The sequence below is a fragment of the Gluconacetobacter dulcium genome (genome assembly GCF_014174165.1).
In the GTDB taxonomy this organism is placed as follows: Bacteria; Pseudomonadota; Alphaproteobacteria; order Acetobacterales; family Acetobacteraceae; genus Gluconacetobacter; species Gluconacetobacter dulcium.
The window spans coordinates 37,169-61,120 of sequence record NZ_JABEQN010000025.1; the positions used below are offsets into that span (position 1 = coordinate 37,169).

Annotated in this window: 27 protein-coding genes; 2 read left to right on the plus strand and 25 right to left on the minus strand. The window is 65.8% G+C overall.

The window, feature by feature from the left end:
• Window positions 1-368: 368 nt before the first annotated feature.
• From HLH25_RS16750 to HLH25_RS16870, 25 genes are all read right to left on the minus strand, one after another.
• The gene (locus tag HLH25_RS16750; protein ID WP_182975157.1) at window positions 369-1,628 is read right to left on the minus strand and encodes a class I SAM-dependent methyltransferase; all 1,260 of its coding nucleotides are present in this window, start codon (window positions 1,626-1,628) and stop codon (window positions 369-371) included.
• Window positions 1,629-1,677: 49 nt separating this feature from the next.
• Window positions 1,678-2,328 (minus strand): oxygen-insensitive NAD(P)H nitroreductase, encoded by a 651-nt coding sequence (gene nfsB / locus HLH25_RS16755; protein ID WP_182975158.1) that lies wholly within the window; start codon window positions 2,326-2,328, stop codon window positions 1,678-1,680.
• Window positions 2,329-2,422: 94 nt separating this feature from the next.
• Window positions 2,423-2,641: a helix-turn-helix transcriptional regulator gene (locus HLH25_RS16760; RefSeq protein ID WP_182975159.1), complete on the minus strand. Its 219-nt coding sequence runs from the start codon at window positions 2,639-2,641 to the stop codon at window positions 2,423-2,425.
• Window positions 2,638-3,168 carry a hypothetical protein gene (locus HLH25_RS16765; protein WP_182975160.1) on the minus strand — a complete coding sequence of 177 codons (531 nt, stop codon included), beginning with the start codon at window positions 3,166-3,168 and terminating at the stop codon, window positions 2,638-2,640. The genes HLH25_RS16760 and HLH25_RS16765 overlap by 4 nt, the downstream gene beginning before the upstream one ends.
• 253 nt (window positions 3,169-3,421) lie before the next feature.
• Window positions 3,422-4,027 carry a hypothetical protein gene (locus HLH25_RS20370; RefSeq protein WP_246402619.1) on the minus strand — a complete coding sequence of 202 codons (606 nt, stop codon included), beginning with the start codon at window positions 4,025-4,027 and terminating at the stop codon, window positions 3,422-3,424.
• Window positions 4,024-4,482: a hypothetical protein gene (locus tag HLH25_RS16775; RefSeq protein WP_182975161.1), complete on the minus strand. Its 459-nt coding sequence runs from the start codon at window positions 4,480-4,482 to the stop codon at window positions 4,024-4,026. Before HLH25_RS16775 ends, HLH25_RS20370 begins: the two co-directional genes overlap by 4 nt.
• On the minus strand, window positions 4,482-5,105 hold the full coding sequence (locus HLH25_RS16780) for a hypothetical protein (RefSeq protein WP_182975162.1): 624 nt from the start codon (window positions 5,103-5,105) through the stop codon (window positions 4,482-4,484). The genes HLH25_RS16775 and HLH25_RS16780 overlap by 1 nt, the downstream gene beginning before the upstream one ends.
• Window positions 5,105-8,719: a packaged DNA stabilization protein gene (locus tag HLH25_RS16785; RefSeq protein WP_182975163.1), complete on the minus strand. Its 3,615-nt coding sequence runs from the start codon at window positions 8,717-8,719 to the stop codon at window positions 5,105-5,107. The genes HLH25_RS16780 and HLH25_RS16785 overlap by 1 nt, the downstream gene beginning before the upstream one ends.
• Before the next feature lie 4 nt (window positions 8,720-8,723).
• Window positions 8,724-10,610: a phage adaptor protein gene (locus HLH25_RS16790; RefSeq protein WP_182975164.1), complete on the minus strand. Its 1,887-nt coding sequence runs from the start codon at window positions 10,608-10,610 to the stop codon at window positions 8,724-8,726.
• A 121-nt stretch (window positions 10,611-10,731) separates the two neighbouring features.
• Window positions 10,732-11,883: a hypothetical protein gene (locus tag HLH25_RS16795; protein ID WP_220791870.1), complete on the minus strand. Its 1,152-nt coding sequence runs from the start codon at window positions 11,881-11,883 to the stop codon at window positions 10,732-10,734.
• Window positions 11,884-11,900: 17 nt separating this feature from the next.
• On the minus strand, window positions 11,901-12,233 hold the full coding sequence (locus HLH25_RS16800) for a hypothetical protein (protein WP_182975166.1): 333 nt from the start codon (window positions 12,231-12,233) through the stop codon (window positions 11,901-11,903).
• Entirely contained in the window at window positions 12,230-12,784 is a 555-nt protein-coding gene (locus HLH25_RS16805) for a hypothetical protein (protein ID WP_182975167.1), read from the minus strand. Before HLH25_RS16805 ends, HLH25_RS16800 begins: the two co-directional genes overlap by 4 nt.
• 13 nt (window positions 12,785-12,797) lie before the next feature.
• Window positions 12,798-13,205 (minus strand): hypothetical protein, encoded by a 408-nt coding sequence (locus tag HLH25_RS16810; protein WP_182975168.1) that lies wholly within the window; start codon window positions 13,203-13,205, stop codon window positions 12,798-12,800.
• 53 nt (window positions 13,206-13,258) lie between these two features.
• The gene (locus HLH25_RS16815; protein ID WP_182975169.1) at window positions 13,259-13,405 is read right to left on the minus strand and encodes a hypothetical protein; all 147 of its coding nucleotides are present in this window, start codon (window positions 13,403-13,405) and stop codon (window positions 13,259-13,261) included.
• A gap of 153 nt (window positions 13,406-13,558) precedes the next feature.
• Complete coding sequence (locus tag HLH25_RS16820; protein ID WP_114728724.1) at window positions 13,559-14,467, minus strand: phage major capsid protein; 909 nt, start codon at window positions 14,465-14,467, stop codon at window positions 13,559-13,561.
• 12 nt (window positions 14,468-14,479) lie between these two features.
• The gene (locus HLH25_RS16825; protein ID WP_182975170.1) at window positions 14,480-15,073 is read right to left on the minus strand and encodes a hypothetical protein; all 594 of its coding nucleotides are present in this window, start codon (window positions 15,071-15,073) and stop codon (window positions 14,480-14,482) included.
• 318 nt (window positions 15,074-15,391) lie between these two features.
• Window positions 15,392-15,901: a hypothetical protein gene (locus HLH25_RS16830; RefSeq protein WP_182975171.1), complete on the minus strand. Its 510-nt coding sequence runs from the start codon at window positions 15,899-15,901 to the stop codon at window positions 15,392-15,394.
• Entirely contained in the window at window positions 15,898-16,839 is a 942-nt protein-coding gene (locus tag HLH25_RS16835; RefSeq protein ID WP_246402620.1) for a hypothetical protein, read from the minus strand. Before HLH25_RS16835 ends, HLH25_RS16830 begins: the two co-directional genes overlap by 4 nt.
• Window positions 16,836-17,258, minus strand: coding sequence for a co-chaperone GroES (locus HLH25_RS16840; RefSeq protein WP_182975172.1), 423 nt, complete (start codon window positions 17,256-17,258; stop codon window positions 16,836-16,838). Before HLH25_RS16840 ends, HLH25_RS16835 begins: the two co-directional genes overlap by 4 nt.
• Window positions 17,251-17,535, minus strand: coding sequence for a hypothetical protein (locus HLH25_RS16845; RefSeq protein WP_182975186.1), 285 nt, complete (start codon window positions 17,533-17,535; stop codon window positions 17,251-17,253). The genes HLH25_RS16840 and HLH25_RS16845 overlap by 8 nt, the downstream gene beginning before the upstream one ends.
• Before the next feature lie 225 nt (window positions 17,536-17,760).
• On the minus strand, window positions 17,761-19,803 hold the full coding sequence (locus HLH25_RS16850) for a co-chaperone GroES (RefSeq protein WP_246402621.1): 2,043 nt from the start codon (window positions 19,801-19,803) through the stop codon (window positions 17,761-17,763).
• A 2-nt stretch (window positions 19,804-19,805) separates the two neighbouring features.
• Window positions 19,806-20,075, minus strand: a complete 270-nt coding sequence (locus tag HLH25_RS16855) for a hypothetical protein (protein ID WP_182975173.1) — start codon at window positions 20,073-20,075, stop codon at window positions 19,806-19,808.
• A gap of 1 nt (window position 20,076) precedes the next feature.
• Entirely contained in the window at window positions 20,077-21,501 is a 1,425-nt protein-coding gene (locus HLH25_RS16860) for a hypothetical protein (RefSeq protein WP_182975174.1), read from the minus strand.
• Between the two features lie 60 nt (window positions 21,502-21,561).
• Window positions 21,562-21,795, minus strand: a complete 234-nt coding sequence (locus HLH25_RS16865; protein WP_182975175.1) for a hypothetical protein — start codon at window positions 21,793-21,795, stop codon at window positions 21,562-21,564.
• A 75-nt stretch (window positions 21,796-21,870) separates the two neighbouring features.
• Window positions 21,871-22,392 (minus strand): terminase small subunit, encoded by a 522-nt coding sequence (locus HLH25_RS16870; RefSeq protein WP_182975176.1) that lies wholly within the window; start codon window positions 22,390-22,392, stop codon window positions 21,871-21,873.
• Window positions 22,393-23,118: 726 nt separating this feature from the next.
• On the opposite strand from HLH25_RS16870, the gene HLH25_RS16875 reads away from it, so the two are divergent.
• Both HLH25_RS16875 and HLH25_RS16880 read left to right on the plus strand, forming a co-directional pair.
• Window positions 23,119-23,631 carry a hypothetical protein gene (locus HLH25_RS16875; protein ID WP_182975177.1) on the plus strand — a complete coding sequence of 171 codons (513 nt, stop codon included), beginning with the start codon at window positions 23,119-23,121 and terminating at the stop codon, window positions 23,629-23,631.
• Between the two features lie 84 nt (window positions 23,632-23,715).
• Window positions 23,716-23,952: transposase (locus HLH25_RS16880; RefSeq protein WP_182975178.1), on the plus strand; the 237-nt coding region annotated here is incomplete at its 3' end.

Below are 23,952 nucleotides of genomic sequence, written 5' to 3' on the forward strand. Positions count from 1 at the left end.
ACTCCGGATTATTCTTGTTTTTTTACTGTTCCCATTACAAAAATCGTATGCCGCTCCGAACGAAGAGATCAAAATCAGGACCAGCGGATTTCCAGAAATAGTCAGGAACCATTCCGACCTGATCTGAAGGAAGAGCATCAAACAACAGTGAAAATCGAACAATGTCGTGAAGCACGATGCGCGGAATCCGCCCTACAGGCAGGCATGGCAGCCGCCGGCCACTGCAAGGCAAGCCGACATGGCAAAATTCTGTCTCAATACGCCACGCGACGGCCCCGGTTTCAGGCCGCCGCCATTTTTGGCGCCACTCTTTCCGACGTTATCACAATTATTTCAAAACCACCGGGAGCGCCCGATCGGGCTCTGCTTCACGCGGCGGCCCGCAGCAACACCCGGTTCAGGCTCTCCAGCACGGTAAAGCCCTCACGCCACACCTTGAGGAAGCGGCTTCGTTCCATGCCCCCATCGGCCATCAACCCGGCCAGAGCGCCCACGCTGCGCGTACCGTCCACCAGCGGCAGAATGGTCCGTATCTGCGGCGGCACCGGTACCGGCACGGTCAGCGTACCGAAGGCGAAGGGCAGCATACCATCCGGCCGGATCTGCCGCGCCAGTTCGGCACCGGGCATTTCCCGCATCACCGGCACCGCGTCGGCATCGCAGCAATCGGGCGCCGCCACCCGCGCGCCCTTGCGCACCACATAGGCGACATGGGTCGCCATGTTCCCCGTCAGCGCCTCGGCCACACAGGCCCGCTCCCGCCAGCCCAGTTCCGCCACCCGCGCCCGCAGGCGCGGATTGGGCAGGAACAGTGCTGGGTCATAGCGCGCCGGCTCCATCAGACACGCGGGCTCCAGCCCCGCCCCGTCGAGCAGGTCCAGAAAGCCCCCGATCGTATAAGCCCGGTCACGCGGATTCAGCAGCAGGTCATACAGCCCCGCATCCCCGCCGGTCAGATGATCGCCGAAATTGCCGTTCTGGCGCAGCCAGGCCGTCGCCGGCAGGGCCGCCATCACCCGCTTGGCGGTCCCCAGCCGCTCCGCCGGCTTCTGGCCATGCGGCGCCAGGATCTCCAGCGCCTCCTGCACCATATAGACACCGGTCCGCCCATAGGGGGCATAGACCATCAGCCCCATCCCCCCACCGGGCGCCAGCAGGCCGACCAGCCCGCCCAGCACGGCCGCCGGGTCGGGCAGATGATGCAGCACCCCGCAGCAATCGATATAGTCGAACGCCCCCAGATCCAACGCACCCGGCGCATTCAGAGACCCCTGGACGAAGCGGATATTCCCCAACCCCCGCGCCTCGGCCCGCGCCTGGGCAATCCCCAGCGCATGGGTGGAGCGATCGACGCACACCACCTCGCCCGCCCGGCCCGCGCGCGCCAGATGCGTGGCGAGCATGATCGCGCCATCCCCGGTGCCGCACCCGGCCACCAGCGCCCGCAACGGCACCGCCTGCGGCCGCCGGGCACCGAACACCCAGTAATCGATCTCCCGCAGATGGCTGGGGCTGCCGATCAGCAGCCGCTTCGCCTCGTCACGCGGATCGCGCTGGGGATAGGGATAAGCCTCGTACTGGGCCGCCAGATCGGCATCGCGCGCATCGGCGCCGGAGAGGGTGGTCATAACGCTTCCCGCAATCAGATCGTAAGGGCAGTTCCGACCCGCGCAGCCATCAGGCGCGCGAGAACAGCACGTCGTCCGTCAATCGCGATTTCGGCAGTTTCGCGTTGAAATCGGTCTCGGCATGATAGCCCAGCGACACGATCACCGCCGGCGCCAGCCCCTTCGCCGACAAGCCGAACGCCGCATCCAGCGCCTCGGCATCGAATCCTTCCATCGGCGTCGCATCCACCCCCAGCGCACCGGCGGCCAGCAGCAGGAAGCCCAGCGCGATATAGGCTTGCTTCTGCGTCCAGACCGGCAGGTCGCCCGCCTCTTCATGCAGCGTCACATAGCCGCCGCGCGTCTTGCGCTGGCCCTCGCGCGCCTCCTCGCCGGCAAAGCGGCCATCCGCCTGCTCCTGGTCCAGCACCGCCTGTAAATAGTCGGCCGGCAGGCTCGTGCGCGCGCACAGCACCACCACATGCGAGGCATTGAGGATCTTCGGCGCGTTGTAAGCAAACGCCCCCGCCGCCCCTCTGGCCACGCGCGCCTTGCCCGCCTCGTCGTCAGCCAGAATGAAATGCCAGGGCTGCGCATTGACCGAAGACGGGCTGAAGCGCAGCGCCGCCTTCAGTTGCGCCACGATGTCGTCAGGCAGACGGCGGCCCGTATCGTAAGCCTTGGCCGTGTACCGGTGCTGCAAACTCTCGCTCAGATCCATGATGTCGCCCTCCCGCGCGCGCTCTTCGAGCGGGGAAGGTGGGCCGGCACGGGCAACGGGGTCAAGACCCGGCCACGCGGCCCGGCCCAGCGCATCAGGCCGGCCCGGTCGCTTCCGGCACGATCTGGAACAGGTCTTCCACCGTCGCCTCCAGGCAATCCGCCAGCAGCAGGGCCAGCGCCACCGAGGGCGTAAAGATACCATTCTCGACGGTATTGATGGTCTTGCGCGACACCCCCACCCGCTCGGCAAGCTCCGCCTGCGTCAACCCGCGCGCCGCCCGGTATGCTTTCAGTTCCGTCCGCACCTTCATTGCAGTGCAGCGGCCCGGCGATCCAGCACCTGATACGCACAGGCCGGAACCGCCAGTGCCATCGCCAGCCCGACCGGACACGCCACCAGCGCCAGAGAAGGCGCATACAGCAGAATGCCGCCCAGCGCGCACAGCACGAAAATGGCGGTGCCATACCCGATACGCAGCGTCCGCGCCCGCAGGAACATCACCCATTCGTCGTCGGGATTAAACACCATGCTGTCCGAAGGCACCATCACGCGGCTGATCTCGACCAGCACGAACAGTCCGAAAAACAGCAGCGGCACAATCAGCCCTCCAGGATGCGGCTGCGAATCATGCTGGTATTTGTAAAGCGAAACGACAAGAACGACCAGAGACACGAGCAGAAAGGCCATCCGCGCGGAAAAGGAAATCGGCTGCGCCGTCCGGTTCCTCAACCGCTCCCGCCTGTCACGCATATCCGCCCGCCACCGCCCCCTGCCGAAGGTCACGTAATACAGGCCGATCCCCGCGCACCACAGCCCGAACAGGATCATGGTTTCCACAAAATATCCGTGCGTGGCTTCAAAGTCCCGGAATCCGAACAGATACCCAAAAGGATGATACCGGGTCACAAAAAAATCCGCCGCCACGAACAGCGTCCACGTCATGCGGCGCCATTTCGACAGAATGCCCCTGATTCGTCCGCTCTCCATCACACCCCTCCCTTCGGCACGATGTCACCTATAGGTGACATACCCACCCGCCTGTCAAGCCCCGGAAAGACCCAGACGCCACCGGCCGGGCTCTGGCACCCGCCTACGGCACGGCCTCGATCTGGAACCAGGTCGTCGTATCCGCCGTCAGCGTAAAAGCCGAGACCGAGGCATAGGAAATAGTAATCGCATCGCCCGGCGACACCGACAGCACGCCGGAGGCCCCATTCGCCCCGTCATCGCTGTATCCGGCGGGCACCGAGATCCGGAACGACCCCATCACCCCGACCCCGTTCCGATGCACCAGAAACTGGTCCGCCCCAATCCCCGACTGCCCGATCGAGAGCGAAACCCGCACCTTGCTCACCCCGGCCGGAATCGTGAACTGCCCCGGCGCCGCCGCCGACCAGAAAGACGACGTATCGAGAACCTTGCTGTTCCAGACGTTCATCTGCACCAGATTACCGCCGGTCGCCGCCATCGGCACGGACGCCGAAATGGTCACCATCGCCCCCACCCACGGCGCGCCCGTCGTGCCGCAGGAAAACCCTCCCCCCGCGGGCGCATAATTCAGATGGTTGCCGCCGGTATCGGGGCAGGCCGGCAACTCCCCATGCCCCACCGGCCCCACCACCTGCGCCCGCGCCGGGCCACCGCCCCACGCCCCCAGCACCAGCGCGGCGGCGAGAATCAGCCGTATCGTCGTCATTCCGAATACCATTGCGTTGTACTGTTCTGCCAGAAAGTAGCGCCCCCACCGGGCACGATCGTAACCGCCTCCCCCGCCGACAGCGCGTCGATCACGCTCCCCACGGGCGGATAGACCAGCAGCGCGGCGCCCCCCCGGTTCAACACCTTGCGCCAGGTGCCCACCGGCCCTGCCACCAGCACCGCCCCGGTGCCCGCGTTCACGGTGGTAAACAGATTGACATCCGACGACACGGCCGTCGCCGTCCCCTGCCCGCTCCCCGCCGCCATCAGACCGCCCGAGAACGAAACCGCCGACGGCGCCCAATCCCGCCACGCCCCGTTCCACACCTGGATCTGCCCGGTATCGGTCGCGTAATAGACCCCAAGACACCCCGCCGGCAGGCTCGGCGCCACCGGCCGCGCGGCAACGGTGCCATAGCCCAGATAATCCGTAATCAGCGTGCTGTTACCCATCAGACCGGCACCCCGATTGTCTGCCCCGCCGGATCGGACAGCATGCCCACCGGCGCGATATCCCCATTCACCAGCGGCAGCACGGCGCCTGCCGCACCGCCTGCCTGCCCCAGCGCCCCCCAGCCCGCCACCGTCCCGGCACCGGACTGCTTGGCCCACACGGCCCCCGCCGGCCCGCCATCCCGTTGCAGGAACAGGTCGCCCACCCACCCCGCAACCCGGCCCTCCGGCCCGCCGAACCCGTCCAGCACCCGTGCGCCAGAATGCAGCACCACCACATCCCCCGGCCGCGCGGGGCTGGCCGGCAACAGCCGCAAACCGGGCGCGACGGGGCGCGGCCCCGCCGCCAGCATCGCCAGCAGCCGCGCGCCCTGCCCCGCCGGCAGCGGTGCCGGCGGCGGAAATGACGCCGGCAGAACGATCCCGGCCGCCCCGCTGGCGGCAATCTCCGCCACCGGCGTCCCCAGCGCATCGGCAATCGCCGACAGATTGCGGATCGACCCGCTGGCCCCCGCCTGGAGGCGTGCGAGAAACTGATAGGCCGAGAGCGTCAGCCGCCCGGTCGTCATATCCACGAACGGCCAGTCGCCCACCGGCAGGGTCTGGCGCGGCGGCGCCGGCATCACTCCATCCCCGTTTCGGTATCCAGATAGAACCCGATCAGATTGCGCCGCACCGGGTCCGTCACCTGAAGCCGCAGCACCCGCTGCCGCGCCTGCCCCAGCTTCAGCCAGCGCAACCGCGTGCGATACGCGCCCTGCCGCCCCATCGACCGCCACAGCCGCAACGCGCTCCAGGTCCGCGCCCCATCGTCGGACCAGTCGAGCATGATTTGCGGCTCCACCCCCACCGGATCGTCGGCAGCCGGAACGCTCTGCGCATATACGCTCCCCGGCGGGTTCGACGCCGCCGGCACAATCCGCCCCGTCACCGCAAAGCCGCCGCCCGACCCGCCATTATCGGCAAATGCCGCCACCGGCGCCCCCGCCTGCACGGTCAGGAAGACCGGCGGCGCCACCCCCAGCGCCCCCGACCCGTCAGACGCCAGATACCGCGCCCCACCCCCCGCATCCAGGAACAGCCCCCGGTTCGCCGCCACCGACAGATCCACGAACGTCTCCGGCGCCGCCACGAACAGATCCGCGACCCGCGCCGTCGCAAAATCCAGCCGGCCGAAGCGCGTCTGATACTGCGTGCCCGCCGGCACGGGATAAGACCCCACGGCCGTCTGCCGCATATTGCCGCAGATCGTCACCTCGCCCCCGCTCACATAGGCCACGGCATTGCCATCGCTCCACGGCCCGATCGTGTACCCCGCCCAGTCGGTGGCGGCATAGGCTTCCCCCGAAACCGGCGCCCCGATCTGCACCGCCCGCCCGGCGGAATAACGAAAGACCCTGACCGTATCCCACACGCTCGCATTGCCCCGGTTGACGGCACTGTCCGACAGCCCCACCAGCAGAAACGACACCAGCCAGTCGCCACTCTCCCCGATCGGCGTCAACCCCGGCTGGCCGCCATACACATCCGTCCCCCCGGCCTGCCCGTCGGCAATGAAGGCATATTCATCGGCGAACGGAATCTGCACGGCCCCGTCGGCATCGATCCAGTTTGCATTGTCGATGCTGTACATCGGCAGCGTGCCGGCCAGCGCCACGAGCCCGTTCCCGGCGAACTGCGCCGCCAGCGCATCGTACTGCACGGCACCCATCGCAATCCGCACCATCGCCCCATGCGGACAGGCCGGCCCGATCACCCCCTGCACTTCCGGGTTGGCATTGCCGCCCGCCACCGCGTTGGCTGCCATATCCCCCCTGCTGAAATACAGATAATGATTGGTCCCCCCCTGCCCGTCCGGCAGAAAGAACCCGACATGGCCGTTATAGCCGGACTGGACCAGCAGATGCGTCCCCAGTTGCGCGGGATAGGCATATTTGATCATCGGCACCCGGCACGCCGCCCAGGCGACGGTGCTGCCCAGGCCGGGATAAAGCCCGTTGAGCCCCCCCACCCGCGCCGCGCCCCCGATGATCTGCGCGATACTGGGAAACACCAGCACCACCCGCGGCACCGCCGGATAATCGATCTGGTACGACAGGATCGGATCGTCGATCGTCTGCGATCCCGCCAGGAAACATTGATTGGCGCCATAGATCGGCCCCGGCCCGCCGATAGCATTATAGACGAAGCCCAGAAAACCCGGCGCCGCCTCCCCGTTGGCCTGATACAGCGCAATCCCTTCCCACACCGCGCCGTCATCCACCCCCACCACCAGATACTGCCCCAGCAGCAGCACCGAGACCGCATTCAGCCGGAAGTTCAGCATATCCAGCCCCGGCGCCATGGTCAGAATGTCGGCCTGCACGGCAGATTTCGTCAGCACCCACACCACCGACCCCGAAGGCGACACCGCATTGACGGCCCCGCTCCCCAGCGAAATCATGTTCCCCGACCGATCCGGCATGCAGGACGTATTCGACCACCCGTTATAAACGGCGGTGGACCCGGCCGTATGCCCGCCAAACTGCGGCGCCGCCAGCAGCCCCGCCCCCTCGCCGCCATTCCACGGCGCAAGCCGCCACCCCTGCCCCACGGGGTTGCCGATCGGCGCCGCCGAAGACCACGCGACCGAGACGGGCACCAGCGCCACCCCACCGGCATAAAGCTGCACCTGCTGCTCCCCCGGCGACAGCGACAGGATCAGGTTCACCCACCCCGCCCCCCAGCCGGCAAAAGCGTAGCTGGCCGTCACGATCGCCTGCCCCTGCCCGTCGGTCGCCCGCACCACGATCTGCGCCCCGGCCAGCGTCCCGTCGCTGGCCATGCCGATGCAAAAACCCGGCTGCCCGCCAGCCGCGTCTCCATTGCCCAGCACCAGCCCGCGCGGCGCGCCATCCTCCGGCAGATCCACCCACAGGCTCACCAGCAGACTGGCCAGACCCGGCGCCATCCCCTCCGGCGCGCCCGCGCGCACCAGCGCCGCAGGCGTCGTCATCTCCACCCCACGCGGCTGATAGGCCACGCTGGTCACGGCGGGCACGCCCGGCAGGCCCACCCCCGTCTCCACATCCAGCTCGAACCGCCGCATGAACACGCGCTCGCGCAGCCCCTGCACCGGCGGCGCCGCCAGCAACCCGCGCATGGTCGCCCCCAGTTCGGTATAGACCAGCGGATTCAACACCCCGACCACACCGCTCAGGCAATCGCCGACCAGCACCCGGCCACGGACCATCAGCGCGCAATTGGCCCGCCACCGGCCGATCGAACTGTCGGCGCCATCGCCGGTCCAGGATTCCCGCTCGTGCCACAGCCCGGTCGCCACATCATACACCCAGGTCGCGGCCGCCGAAGGAAACAGCAGGGTGACGAATTTATGTCCTTCCAGCGTATAGCTGAAACACCGCGCATCCGCCCGCGCCGGATAAGCCTGCCACGCCCCCTCGATCGCATGGGTCGAAACCCGCTGCGGCTGATACCCCGCCAGCCGATAGAACATCCCGTCATCGCCGAGGAAAAAGACGGTATTATCCTCCAGACAATGCGCATGCGGCCCCGCGATTCCCCGCTGGATAAACGCCCCGTCGAACCGCTGGAACGGAAAGGACGGCGCCGCATTCCCCGCGTCGTACCACACCTCGGTCCGCGCCGCGCCGAACAGATAAAGCTGCTCGTGCGAATTGACGATCGCGAGCAACGGGTCGGCCGTCGCCTCCTTCGAGGCGAACATCGTGCCATCGAACGGCGTCACCGCCTCCTGCGGCGACAGAAAGAACTGCTGCGTCCCGGCCCGGTTGAAGACGAAATAAGTATCGAAATAAACGACCGAATCCGCCGGATGGAAATTCTCGTCCACAATCCGCTGCACGCCACCGGCCACGGAATACGACCAGCCGGATTCCCCATCCACCCACACCAGGTCGGTGCCGTTGGTATCCATCGACACCGGCCCCGTCACCCAGGTCGCGCCCAGTTCCACGGCCGCCCCGTCCGCCTCCACCCGATACAGCGCCTGGCCCGAGACCACATACAGCGCCCCGCCCATCACGCCCATGCCCCACACCGGCCCGTCCCCGCACTGCGCGAACGCGACCATGCCGGGGCACCCCCACACCGGCACCGGCGTCTTGGCATCCTTCGGCGCATATTCGGCATAGAAATTGACGCAACGCTGCGCATCCAGCGCCACCGAATGCGCCTGGTACGATTGCGCGGCAAACGCCACCTGCTGCACCGCCATCGCCCTACCCCGCCCGCCCGGCCGGGCCGCAACCGGCGCCGAACAGCACCGATTGCGGCTCCCGGTCCCACGCCTGCGCCATCATCAGCTTGCCGGCCGCTTCCTGCTTCAGCAGCACATACTGCGCCGGATTGCCCGCCGCCGCGCCCGATCCGTTATATTCGGGCCAGAGTTCGGCCGCGAGATTCCACCGCATCGCCGCCAGCCACTCGTCGGGAAAATCCGGCACCGCCCCCAGGTCGGCAAACGCCAGCAGCGGCCGCTGCGCGGTAAAGGCCACCGCACTCCCACTGTCCACGGGCGCCGGCCACACATGCAGCACCCCCGCCCCCAATTGCGGATCGTAGAAGAACTGCGTCACCACCCCCGGCACCGTCTTGTTCGGAACATTCGCGTAATCCAGCCGCGACATCGGTACGAGCGGCGTCTCGATCGCCTGCCCGCCACTCCCCGCGAACTGAAGCCGCCGCGCCGCCGGCACCCGCAACGGCCGCACCATCGGCGCGGGATAGGCCACAACCCGCGCCCCCTCCGACGCCGCCGACGGCAACGCCGAGGCCAGCGTCAGCCCACCGCCCGCAACCGCCGCCACGCCGGTCCAGAACACGCCGCCACCATCCAGCCAGATCCCGACCTGCCATCCGGCCGCGATCCCCCCCACGGCCGCAACACTCACCTGCGCGCCGGCCCCCGCCGCCGCCAGCACCGTCCCGACGCACTGGCTGCTCACCGCCACCGCATCCGGCGACCCGGCCCCGATCAGGTAGCGCACCTGCCCCGGTTGCAGGAACAGGGTGCAATCTTCCTCGGCCCACACATGAATGCCCGAAGCCTGCCACGCCCGCACCATCGCGTTGAGCGACGCGAACGCGTTCTCCACCAGCCCCAGACGCGGCACCTCCTGCGGCCCCACCGCCCCGCACAGCCGCAGCGCCCCCGCGATCATCTGATAGACCGGCTGGCTGAACGGGCAGGTGGTCGTCCCCTCCGGTTCCCGATCCCACTGCGCCGCCACGGCGAATTTCTCCGCCGCCATCGCCCGCAGCATCTCGAAACGCTGGGCCGGGCAGTCATATTCCGGCGCCAGTTCCACCGCCAGCGCAAAGCGCAGCGCGGAAATCCATTCCTGCGGCACATCGGCACGGTCGGCCGCGCCGCCGATATCCTGCAACGGAAGCTGGCAGGTAAACGTCACCGCCACCCGCGCGGTCAGCGGCGCGGGATAAACGCTGAAAACCCCGGACTCCAATTGCGGATCATAAAAATACTGCGCCGGCGCTCCACCGGGCGCGCCCTTGCCAGAGAGGTTCGCATAATCCAGCCGCGACATCGGAATCAGCGGCGTCTCCACCCCCGTCACCAGATCGACGGCCCGCGCCCCGACAATCTTCAACGGCCGCGCGACCGGCACGCCATACCCGACCACCGCCGCCCCCGCCGAAACCGGGCCGGGCAATCCGCCCGCCAGATAGACCGTCCCCCCCACGACCGACAGCACGGAACTCCAGAACATCCCTCCCGCATCGAGCACAATCCCGATCCGGCTCCCCACGCCGATGCCCGCCGCCGTTGCCACCGTCACCTGCGCCGCGCCCGCCACCACCGGCGCGCCTGCAATCGTGGCAACATAGCTCTGCGCCGCCTGATCCGTGCTGCCGCCGCCGATCCCGTACCGCCCCTGACCGGGCTGGAGAAACACCGTCCCCTCGGCCATGGCCCAGACATGCACGCCCGACGCCTGCCACGCCTTGACCAGCCCGTTCAGCGCCGCCAGCGCGTCCTGATACTCGTTCGCCGGCGGCACCTCCCCACTGGCAATCGCCCCGATCAGCCGCAGCGCGCCGCTGATGATATCGGACGCACCGGGGTTCCATCCCACACTGCCGCTCATGCCGGCACCGGATAAAGACTGCCGGCCCGATCCACCCCCGGCCGCACGGCCACCAGGACAGACCCCGCCTGCATCACCACACACTGTCGGGCTTGGGAGAGAAAGGAATGTGCCATCGCCGTTACTCCGCGATCCAGGCTGTACCGTTGCAGATCACCGGGCAGAACGTCGCACCGCCCCCGGTCGGAGACGCCATGAAATTGCAGGCAGTCGCATCGGTGACATAGGCGCGCGCGCCGACATAGCGCCGCCCATCGCTCGGAAGCGTCGCGACCGTGTAACCGCTGGCGATCTCCGCCCGAACACCCGCCGTCGTGGCAACGTTGCTTGAGTTATCGCCAGCAGCGGGCGTCGGAACTTCGACAGCCGCGCCGAATGTAGCGGGCACGGCGACCGTCATGTTGTCGTTCCGGCCACCAACAGTGAAAATATATTTCCCGCCGCTATCATAGACGACGAGGTTACCGTCCCCCTGGAATGACAATCGCCATACGCTGCCGGGGCCATAATGCGCGGAGTACTGACCACCGACTGTCGATGGGTAGATGTCGCCGCCGAGGTTCAACTGCGGTACCGACACCGCACCAGTAAAGACGGCCCCCGAAAGCTGCGCCAGCAACGCGTCCGCGTTGGCCCGCGCCGCCGCCTCGGTGCCGATATTACCCTGCAATACCGCCTCGGCACCCGTCGCGCGGCTGGTCTCGGCCACAAGCCCGGCCTGCGTCGCCAGGGTGCCCAGATACGTGCCCAGATTGACGCTGCTGCCACCGGCCGGCACCACGGGCGCGCCGGTCACATCTCCGACGACCGGCACCATCACCCGCCCCTGCGCATCCAGCAGCGCGGCAGAGGGCACGGCGGCCTGCGCCGTCGCCTGCGCGGCATGGGCCACGCTGTCCGTCTCACCCAGCGCCGAAAGCGTCGCATAGGTCTCCGACGCCGCCTGCGCCGTCAGATAGGCCGACAGGTCGGACGATTTCGCCAGCGTGCCCAGATAGGCGCCCAGCGTGGTCGTCGCCCCGCCAGCGGGCGTGACAGCGGCATCCGTGGCATCACCGGTCAGCGGCGCCGTCACGGTGCCGCCGCCGTCCAGCGCCGCCACCCCGCCCGCCGCCCCCTTCTGCGCCGCCGGAATCGCCCCCGCCGTGGCCGCCTGCATCTGCGCCAGCGTCTGGCTGCCGACCATCGTGGCCGGCGCCAGTCCGCCCGGCGGCAGGAACGGCGCATATTGCGCCCACGCGGACACCGGCAGAACCAGTCCGGAAAAAATCAATCCATATCGCAAAGATATCATGATGTCGGCCCCGCCGAAAGCAGAAGAACACCGCCCTGCGTCCACAGCGCGTTTTTCACACCGGGGTCCACGGTCGGCACCGCAACGTCCAGAATCAGATGGCCGCTTCCGTCCACATGCAGCGCCGCCACCCCGTTCAGCACCAGCGCGCCACCACCATCCAGCGGGGCAATCCCGCCCGCCTTCCCCACTCCCAGCCACGCCAGGACATAGGACAGCGCGGCCCGGCAACTCGTCCATCCGGTCCCGCTCTGGCGCGAGACCAGCAGCAGGTCGCCGTTGCGCACGTCCGCGCTGTCCGGCAACTGCGATACCGCAATCTGCGTCACGCCCCACCCTCCAGCACCAGCAACCGCCCATCCTCGGTCCCAAGCAGCACACCGCCCTCGACCATCAGGAAAGACGAAAACGAATCCTGCGCCATCTTCAGCACCATGTTCTCCATCCCGCCGCCCAGGCATCCCGCCGCTCCCGGCAGAGCGGGCACGACCGTCAGCATCCCGCCCCCGATTTCCACGATCACGACCGCAACATTCTCGCCCCGGTCGAGCATGATCTGAATCCGGTCGCCAACGGCAAACCCGACCGTGGACGCCACCGCCACCACGCCGCTCCCGGCGGCGCAGGGCGCCACCACGCAGGTTCCCACCACGGTAAAGCGGTTCTCCTGGCGCGGCCGGGCCACATCCACGCTCTGGTCGTCCGCCACCCCGCGCACGAAATCCTGCGGCTGCTGCGCCTCCCACCGCCTCCCGTCGACCAAAGCCTGTCCGGTCTGCCCGCCAGGAATGGTGCGCGCCCGCGACCGCCGGACCTTGAAGCCCGACAGATCGTCCAGCACATAATGGTCGCCGGGCCTGTAGCACCACGGTTCGCTCACGCCGCCCCTCCCGTCACGCCTGCGGCACACCCTTGATCATCTCAAGAACGATCGTGACGGTACTCCCCGCACCAGCCCCCATCGTCGTCAGCAGGATCGACCCCGTCGCCCCCGCCGCCCCCGGTCCCGGAATCCCCTGAAACCGCCGAAAATCCAGATGCCCAAAGCCCGACAGCGTCGCCAGGTCCACCGGTTCCGTCGCCTCCCATTGCAGCCGCGCCACCATCCCGTGCACGTCATAGGCAATACGCCGCACCTTCAGATGCACCCCCGGCACCTGCCCGCCGACCGCAAAAGCCACGGACCGCGCATCCACGATCTTCATCGCCGCCAGCCCGGTCCCGTCACTCACATCCGTCACCCGCACGATCAGGTTGCGCGGACCATTCGCAATCACCTGAACAGTCGTCACATCCGCCATGCCGCCCTCCCCGCATCAGGGCGCAGCCGGCCCCACCGGCTGCGCCCCCATCCTCAGCCCCGGCGCGTCGGCACCGGCTTTCTGCGCACAGGCGCCTTCTTTTCCTCGGCCGGCACCGGCGCGGTGCCGTGATAATGATGATGCACTTCCACCACGGTGCCGCGACGGGGGGCCGGAGGAGTCGGTTTGCGTTTGGTCATCAGGATTTCTCCATATGTCAGCGTTCTGTTCTTTTTTGAAAAAAAGAACCAAAAAACTTTTGATCTTTTAAGGAAAAGACTCTCACCCGCCCGTACTATACAAAACGAATAAAAGTCTTTTTGCTTCTTTTTCTTCAGAAAAAGAAGAACCCCTTAAACCCCCGGCGTCCCGTACAACCCACGCCAATCCGCCCAATATCCGGAGTAGCGTTCATAACAGGCCGCCTTGGCATTGCGCGTGTCGAAATCGTTATCCTGATCGAACGAGATCGGATCGCGCTCATAGTAGGTCAGCGAATTGGGCACATTGGTCCGGATGAACCACGCCGTCTGGCTGGTGAAGTAATGGTTCAGCTTGATGCCTTCGGGGAAGGCATTGGTGGCCCGCAGCACGTTGATGGCATTGTTCGCCGTATCGTTCTGCAATACCGAGTTGCACACCCGGTTCGCCTCGAACCACAGCGCCGAGGGCACATTGAGCGTGCGCGGCAGCGCCGAAATCCGCATCCCCCGGTTGTTCTGGCACTGCATGATCTGCACCGTCAGATCCTCGATCGCCGCTTCCGACAGATCCGCCGCCGTCCCCAGCAGGTTGGACTGATTGCCCGCCAGCGTCGGATGACTGCCCGAAATCAGCGGCGCCCCGTCGCCCCCCAGCGCACTGGCCGAAAAAGCCATGTTATAGATGCCGGCCAGCACGTTTTCCTTGGTCTGGCGCATCGAAAACGCCAGTTGCGCGGCCCGGCGCTTCGACACCGCCTCATACAGGTTGTCGCGCAGTTCCTCGTAGGTCACGATGTAACCCAGCGCATAGGCCACATGGGTAAAGCGGCTGACCGCCCCCTGCGCTTCCGTGTCGTAATAGATCTGCTGCCCCTGCGGCTTCACCGGCGCCAGGCCGAAGCCGGTAATCTCGACCTCCTCCTCATACGCCTTGTCCGAGGTCTGCTTGTCGAACAGATCCATATATTCGACGCGATGCTCGTCATAGCTGCGCCCCCACCACGCCTTGATGCCGGGCCAGAGAGCCTTGGGGTGCGCGCCCGTCGTAATTACGGCCATAGAACAGACTCCTCAGACGCCAAGGGCGCTGGTGATGGAATGAAGATTGATGCGGCAAAGCCATTTCGCATTGGCGCCGATCGCATTATCGATCGCCTGATACGCTCGCAGAATGCGCATCTGCCCGGTCGCCAGCGTCCCCGCACTGCTCGACTGGATCTGCCACCCCGACTGCGCCGAAACGGTCGATCCCGCCCCCGCCACCAGGTTGACATTGCCCGACACCGCGGCCGCCGCCAGCGCACCGCCCACCGAATCCTCCTGCACGGCAAAGACCAGATTCGGATCATCGGCCACATACACATACGCCGCCTGCCCCGCCGGCAGATACGGCGCCTGGTTCTGCAACAGCGGCAGCACCAGCTCGCCGGCATTGCTGGCAATGCCCTGCATCGCCCCGGTCACCACACCGGACGCCCCGGCGGTCGCAATCCCCACCGCCGGCACACCATTGGCATCCGCCCCCGGCAACACCACCAGCGGATCACCCAGGAACAACGGCGTGGGATTGCTCGCCGGCACATAATAAACCTGCACGCCGCCGGCATACGGCGCACCGGACGCATAAGCCATCGGCCGCAGACCGAATGGAGTATTGGAATTCATCGGCAGACCTCTGCACGGGTGAAAAGACGGCAGGCACCCAACGCACCCACCGATCGTCCTTGCCTGTTTGTGCTGCCTGAACCCTTCTTTTTCTGAAGAAAAAGAAGCAAAAAGACTTTTTCGACGTTTCTCGATAGCATCCGGATGGAGAGGGAGTAGTCCTAAAAATCCATAGCCTTATAAATTAAAGTAAAAGACCCTCTCAAATCCTGACCGGAAATGTGGACTGGTGAGCGAGAGCGGCCTCAATGGCCGTGAGCACCGGAGCGCAGGAAACGCGCGTCGGATCGCCACCAGTGCGCATTTCCGGTCAGGATTTTACCGGCGTTCTTCGCGGATTGATATCCCAACCCCCTGCGGCACATACTGCGCCTGCCGATCCGCCCCGGTCGGCCCGCCCGGCACGCGCCCTTCCCTGATCTGCGCCATCAGTTCCCGATGGCCCGATTCCTGCGCCGCCATATCCTCGCGGTACCACTCGGCCGGGATCTCCATCAGGTAAGCAACCTGCGCCCCGCCACCCCGCGCCACACCCACCGTCATGCTCACGGGTTTTCCCGATTCATCCAGAACCTGACTATACCCCGCATCCCCAGCCCGCGCGATCCGCCCCGGTTCGTCATTGAACCAGTGCCGGTGGTACCCCTCCCGGTCGGGATAAGCCAGCTTCTGCTCCCGCAACCCGAACGGCCGCCGCGACACCCCCCGCTGCCGCCCGGCAACAGCCCCCGGCACCGCACCGGCCGCCACACCCTGGGCGCCACCCTGCGCCACCCGGCTCCGCGCCGCCTCGTTCAACGGCACGCGCCCACGTGTGTCCTCGCTCATGCCTCGTTCTCCCAGTAATAGCCGGCCCATTCATCCTTCGTCAGCGGCTTGCCCTTGCCCGCCAGCGCCCGCGCATAGCGGTCATATTCCCGCCGCGCCTCCACCGGCAGCGCATCGAACCCGCGCGGATTCCCCCCGCGCCCGCCCTCACCGCGCGAGGGGCTGACCGGCGGCGGCGCCTCCCGGCGCCGGTTCTCGAACAGCGCCGGATGCAACTGCCGCACCTTGCGCCGCGTAATCTCCAGCCGCTCCGCCAGGCTCAACCCCGGATGCTGCCGATCCACCGCCGACTGGATCGCAATCGCATCCTGCCGCGCCTCCGCATTGCGCGAAAACCACGGATTCGCCTGCACGAAATCCATAATCTCCACCGGCATGCTCTCCACCCGCTCCACCGGCTCCGGCACAGGGGCCGGCGCGGCCTCCTCCGCCCGTGCCGCCGGCAACGGCGCCGTATCGCGCAGATCCTGCAAATCCCGCTCGGCCACGGCAAACGCGGTCGTATCGCCACTGGCCACCGCCGCCTGTCGCCGCCCCTCGATATCCCGCACGGCGCGCTGATACGCCCGCTCGTCGGCCCGCCGCGTGCGCTCCGTCAGGTCCGCCAGCGCCTTCTGGCTGTCGCGCAACTGCGCCTGCATGCTGGCATAGCGCCCATCCAGCGCGCGATATTGCTGCTGCAACACCGGCAACAGCGTCATCCCCCGGTCGAGAAAATCCCGCGCCGGCCGCCATTTTTCCGCATCGCCGCGAAAATCGTCGCGCGGCACCCAGCCCATCCGCCGCGCCTGCGCCTCAACCTCCGGGTCCGCGTCGGCCTCGACAGCCGCCGCCACACCCTCCGGCCCCCCGACCCCGTGCTCCCCGGCCCCATGCTCCCGCCCGGCGGCCTCAGCCTCGGCGTGCAGGTCCACACCGTCGTCCCGTTCGTCGATCATGCGCGTTCTCCCTCCGCCATCACACCCGCCGCCGCCACCGCGATCGCGGCAATGCAACGCTGCGACATCAGCCGGTACAGCCGCCCATCCTCACCCTTCAGCAACTGCCCGGCATACCGCTCGAAATAAACCCGGTCCCCGGCCGCCGGAATCGTCCCCACCCACTGCCGCGTGCCATCATCGTTCCAGCGAAACGCCGCCGGCCCCACCGCGATCACGGTGCCATGCTCGGCCGCCAACGTCTGGCGCTCCACATATTCCGCCGGCAACTGCACCGCCCCGCTGGTCATCTCGGCATGCACATCCGCCAGCACCAGAATCTTGTCATCCAGCGGCACATACCCCGCCCGATTCACGCCATCCCAAGCGGAAACAACGAATTCCTGCTGGTCGAATTTCAGAATGCGTCCCTCACGCATCGCCACGCTCCTTCTCTCCCGGCCCCTGGCCGTAAAACGCCCGCATCGCCGCCCATTGCAGTTCCGCCACCTCGGCCGCCAGCGCCACCCGGCCCCGCGCCTCATGCTCCTGCGCCAGCGTAATCGTCCCCGCCCGCCACTGGCCCAGCATCCGCTGCTCGATGCTCTCGCCATAATCCGTCAGAAACAGACGCACCGCCCGCGTCACCGGATGATGCCGCCAGGCCCGAAACGCCTCCTCCGACAGATCGTCCAACATCGCCTGACGCTGCTCCATCGAGGGATTTCCTTTTTTCCGGTTCTCTTCTTTTTCTGAAGAAAAAGAAGCAAAAAGACTTTTTCGACGTTTCTCGATAGCATCTGGATGGCAAGGGAGTATTCCCAAAAATCCATAGCTTTATATTTTTATACTACAGAACAAAACACAACGTCACACCCACCCCACCGAACCCAAACAGATCAAAAGTTTTTTGGTTCTTTTTTTCAAAAAAGAACGCCCTTCTCACCCCCGATCGGCTTTCCGGGCCTGAGCCAACCGCAAAGCCGCCTCCGCGAGTGTCGAGACCTGTTCCGCCGCCTCGCTCCCGGCGCGCATCTCCATCTCCTGCGCCTCCCGCCGCGCCCGCAGATCCAGTTCCGCCGCCCGCGCCATGGCGGCCGGATCGGGCGCGGGACTGGGCCGCAGCACCTTGTCCACCAGCCCGATCGCGGCGGCCTCGAAGGCACGACGACGGATTTCATGCCCGTCGCACCAGGGATCATCCTTGAACGCCAGCAGAAAATTCGCGCGCGCCAACTGCTGCATGTCGGTGACGATCTCGGGGTCCGACACCGGCTCCACCCCGCCCGCCTGCTCATAATCCGCGCGGGTCACACGAAAGAACGCGCTGCCCTCCCGAAAGCCCGCCTCATCGGGCAGATAAAGCCGGTTCAGCCGATAGAGCTTGCGAAACTCAGCCCCCAGACTGCGATGAATCCGCTTGAAGATGGCACTGAACACTTTCAGCCCCTGCTGGATCACCGCCAGCCCCAGCATACCGGATACATTCCCCCCCGGCATGGCACCGGAGAGGATATCCTTCACCGACGCAATCTCCCGCCCGGCATCGACCAGAAACCCAAGAAGCTGGAACAGCACCGGATTCGGCCCAGGAAACTGCATGGGCACCAGATTCTCGCGCAGCGTGGCACCCGGCGTATTCACCACCTTGTACTCGCCCACCTGAAACCGCACCGATCCGGTATTCAACGACATGCCGGAACCCACGAACCCACCTCCGGCATTGGCCAGATGCGCGGCATCGAACATCTGGTTCAGGCTGGTATTCACCGCCGCATTCAGCGGATGCAGCAGCGTGCCGAACCCGATATCGTAGATCGCGGAATCCGGAGACGGAATAAACGAGAATTTGGTATAATACGAAATCGCCTCGATCCGCCGAATACGATGATCCCGCGCATCGAACATCACCCCATCCATGTCGAACCCGGCGGAAATCCGCGCCAGCTTCCCGGAATCGCGGGCAATGGTCACGATATAGGGCTCGGCATACCCGTCCCCGTCCAGGTCCAGCCGCCGATGCTGTTCCAGAAACGTCACCGGCGCGTCGCTATCCTCGCCGGCATCATGATTGCCGCCGTAATCATGGTCCAGAAACAGCCCGGCCCGAATACGTTCCTCGATCTCCCAGGGGTATAGGTCGATCTCCTCGGTAATCCGCGGCGCGGTCGCGAAGGATTTGGCGTGGTAGTCGATGCACAGCATCAACGGGTCCACCGTCTCGCTGACATTGCGCTGCAATGCCGGGTCGAAATAGGTCTTGCGGAACATGGTGCCGACAATGGCCAGCTTCAGCAGCAGCTTATCGGTCTGTTCCTCCCACTCGGCCATTTCGTCCAGCAGCTGCCAGCTCATATGCCGGCCGATCGCCGTCGCCCGCGCCCGCTTCGCCCCCGGCGGCACCAGCCATAGCGGCGCGCCGTCCGGCCCCGCCATCACCTGCCCCGGCCGCAGAGGGTCGGGCATCGGCACGCCGGAATCATCGCCCAGCACGGTGCCCCGCACCACGTCCCGATCGCGCACGATGCCCGGATAGGCCCGCGCGGCAAACTGCACCGCCGCCACCGTCAGCAGCGGATAGATCACGTTGGACGCCCCAGGCCAGGGATAGGTCTTGGGCTCGGCCACCTGCTGCGCCAGATCCAGCCAGCGGCGGCAATTCTCCTTCCACTCGGCGCGCGTGGCCTCGTCGGCGCGCCAGTCCCGCGCTACCCGGTCGGCCACCTGCCCGTGCCGCGCGTCGTCCAATTCCGCGGCGATGTTCGGCAACTCGATCCAGCGCCGCAGCCGCTCGGCCAGATCCATATCCGGCCCATCCAGCCCCTCACCGCCCAAGCCCACACCGTCCATGTCCGCCCCGTCCGGCCCCGCGCCGCCCAAGCCCACGCCGCCCGGTCCAACACCGCGCAGTCCGACGCCGCCCAGCCCCGCACCGCCCAGACCCACACCGTCCGCGTCCGGCCCGCTCCGCTCCGTGCCCTCCATGCTCAGCGCCCCTCCCCACCGGGCGCGAACTCGCCACACACATGCTCGGGCACCACCGGCGGAAAGGTGGCGAAGGGCTGCGGCGCCAGTTGCCCCACGCGCGGCGCCCCCTGCGGCACCAGCACCACCGTCACCTGCGGCGGATAGCGCCGGCACACCACATCGCTCCCCTCCACGCCATGATGGCGGCACTGGCGGCAGGTACGCCGCCCCAGCCCCCCAGGCGCGCCTGGATGCGCGCTCATATGCGCGGGCAACAACAGTCCAGCCATGTCAGTACCCCGTAATGCTCGATCGCGTCCGCCCGTCATCGGGCAACTCCCGCCACATTTCGTCCGCCGCCGCCGCGCCGGCCCCGCGCAGTTCGCTGCCGAACAGCCGCGTCGCCACGTATTGCAGCGCGTCCATCACATGCGACCACCGGTTCTTCTCCGGCCGGTCGGTATAGCGTTCGCCACTCACCTGCATGCGCCGATACTGGTATCCGCCCATCAGCGCCCGCCGCACGGTCGTGCAGCGCGGATGCAGCACAAAACCCGGCGCCGCCCCATCCAGCAGGGTGCGCAACGGCCGCCGCACGCTCTCCAGACGGATCGCCAGCGTCTGCATCCCCGGCTCGATCGCGATCCCCCGCGCATGCAGAATTTCAAAACAGGTCCGCTCGTCGGTCTGCGCCTTCTGCATCCCCGCCGGATCGCCGATATCCACAAAGGATGTCTCGGGAAAATGCTGCGCCGAATGCCGCGCCACGATCTCGGCAAACCGCTCGATCCCCATGGCGTCCGACACCAGCTCGTCCACCACGATCCACTGGCCGGAGGGCAGCATCTGCGTAAACACGCAGGCCGGCGTCAGCCCGAAATCCCACCCCCGATAAACCGGCAGCGCCGGCACCGTCCGGCAGTCCCGGCAATGGAACCCATCGTTATACTCGCCAAAGACCGGCCGCCCTTCCATGACGAACCCGTAATCCCCGTCGATATAAACCTTGTTCCACTCGTCGCTTTTCCCGACCGCCAGCCGCTGGTAATAACCGGGCGGCAGATTGTCCAGATTCTCCGCCGCCGCCGACCGCCCACCGGGCTGGCGAAAGATCCGCGCAAAGCGTTCCACACTCATCCCAGGGATCACCCGCGCCAGCGCCGCCACCGCCTCCCCATGGTCCTTTTCCTCGAAAAACCGGTACCAGTCCGATTCCGCATCCGGCGGATTGGTATCCATGATCACGCCCGACCACGTCGCCCCGCCATCCCGCCGCGCGGGGTAGCGCCCCACCCGCCCCTGCACCGCCTCGATGATCGCCCAAGGCACTTCCCGCGCCTCGTTCACCCAGGCCCCGGTCAGTTCCAGCGACAGCAGGTTCCCCACCTGGTCCGGCCGATCCAGCGCCCGGAACAGCAATTCGATCTCGGCCGGCTTCTCGTCCCCTTCCGCCACCATGCGGTTGATCACATAGGAATGCTCGGTCGGCTTCCACCGCCCGAAACGCATCGGCGGAAACCACTGATGCACGGTGCGGATGGTTGTATCCTCAAGCTGCCGGTAGGAATTACGGATCACCGCCCACCGCGACCGCCGCACCCCATCCGCCCCCGGCGCCTGCCGCAACCCCCGCAGCACGATTTCCCAGACGCAGCCCGAGCTTTTCCCGGACCCGAACGGCCCCATCAATCCCCTGATGAAAGCGTCCGATTCCATAAAACGCCGGATCGTCGGCACCGACTCCCGATTATACCCCAGCACCAAACCCCAGCGCCCTCAGCGCCCCTTGCCCACGCGATGCGGGCCATGATCGGGCAATGGCGCCGCCGCCATCCGTCCCCCGCGCGGACGCGGCGCGGGCGCGGCTGCACGCTCGTGGTCCTTCAACATGCCGCCATCCGCCTTGCCGCACGCCCCGCGCCTCGGCGCGCCGGTCAGCGTTCCGACACCGAAATCCTGCGCTTCGCCGGGAATCATCTCGCCCTCGGCCAGTTCTTTGTGCTGTCGCATGAATAGTCTCTCCCGATCTGTTCGCAGGGCTCCGCCCTGCACCCGGAAGGGGGCAGTCGCCCCCTTCACCCCGATTCAGCGAACGACGACGGTGTACAGGCCCGGCGGGTCGGCGGGCTTGCCGTCGCGGCCCAGATGCTGCTTCACATCCTTCAGCAGGCCGAAATGCCTTGCCAGCAGGTCCAGGCTGGGCGTGCGCGGCGCCAGCCGCACCGTGAAATTGCCCGCCTTGTCCCACGACCAACCCGTAACGGCCGCCCGCACCTCCACCGGCAACGTCGCGATATCCTCCGGTCCCTTGAGCGGATGCGCGGCAATCGTGCCTACATCGTAGAACGCCAGCCGCGTCAGTTCCGCAATCACCCGATCCTGACTGAACTTCGTCCGATCCTGCAACGCCAGTTCCGCCTGCCCGATCGCCTCGCGCACCCGCGCCGACCGCAGCAGCTTCCACGCATGCCGGCGCGCATACCCCGCCCCATACCCGGCCCGCATCGCCGCCTGCGTCGTGTTCAGATCGACGAGATACTCCGCGACGAACCGCGCCTGCCGCACGGTCAACCCCCGCGCCTGCTTCTCCTCCGCGTCCGCCGCCATCACCCCCTCCACGTCCCACGGCGCCGACCATATCGCCCGATCCGGGGGCCGGGATATCCTTATTGTCGCCTCCAGCCGCAGCGGATGGTTTGGTTTGTTTTTTACGCCATAAGCTAAAAATCCCGAACTCACACCCTCCGCCGTCACCGAACGGATCACCTTCCTGGCGTCACGGACACCCGAACCCCGGTAGAGGATATCAACCGCCAGGGATTTCTGACGACGGCTCCCGGCTCTGTTCACGCCGGCAATACCAGTCCACGCCACCATTCACTCCATCTCTTCGCAAAGACGGATGAATCACAACAGGCTGGCATCGCTCAAAAGCCATCGGATCAGGCTCTCGGAAGCTTGTCCAGAGTCAGGATTCCGAACTGAAGGCTTGCGAAGGTAATCGAACTTTTTTCAGAGATATTGTCTCGAATTCGTCCACAAATAAGGAGACCCTAAAAAAAATGATCCACAACAAGGTAATTAAACAGGAACAAACCGATCATTTAGTCTGCCCTAAAATTGGCTCATCATGCTAACCTCTGCCATATGTCAAGTAACCGGCCAAATTGCATCATCCCCCCTTGATATTTTTCAGGAATTCTGTTTCTGAAAATGTATTTTATATTTGTTTATTATTTTCAAATACAGGAATTTGGCACCAGGTGCATTATCTATACGTTCGTGTATATTCTATGGCGCTTTGAAATGTAAAACGCCAAAGGTAAAATTAACATGGTAATGATTAAAAACAATCTGGTACAGGACCCTCCTGAACCGTGGTTCAAGGTAGGTACCGTCCTGGTGGGAGGGCTCTACCAGGTAGGCTACGTCAAAGACCGCGACATTATACTGATTCATTCCGCGAGCAAGCTGACTTTGACCGATACAATGACTGGAGAAAGGCTTTCGGCCGGGCAGGACCAGTTCGTAAGTGTTGAGCATTACCGTCGTTTGAAGATGCCGGGCTTTGGTTTCCTGGTTGGAGAGATAATTCCCACAGCCGGCATTTGGGGAGGATCTCTTCCTGTAACGACATCTGCCGGATTTTCATTGCGCAAAAGGGATGCGCATTGGCCCGTACCCGACGTCGATCTGATCTATCCCGATGGCAGAGCGGTATGCGTAAGCACACACAACGTATGCGATATTCGGGCCTACGGCTTTTCGAATACAAGTTTCAGTTTTGTCATCGCGACGGAATCCGATGTTCAGATATTTGCTCGCTCGCATGAGGGCCTATCCTGAATGTTCATCTCGTGAGGGAGAACTCCGCCAGGGCCTATCCTGAATTTCGTGTGTTTGGTGTGATGCTGGAGAAGGAGAAGCATCATGTCCCGACGCAAGAAGCCCGTGATCCCTGACGACGTACTGGACCAGGTTCTGGCTGGTCGCGTGGTCCGCACGATGTCGGACGCGGACGCCCTTCTGGGGGATATGAAGAAGGCGCTGGCGGAACGGTTGCTCAACGCCGAACTGGACCACCATCTGGACGGCGAGGCAGCGACCGGCCGCCCGAACTGCCGCAACGGCTATGGGCAAAAGACGGTTCTGACGGATGTTGGGCGG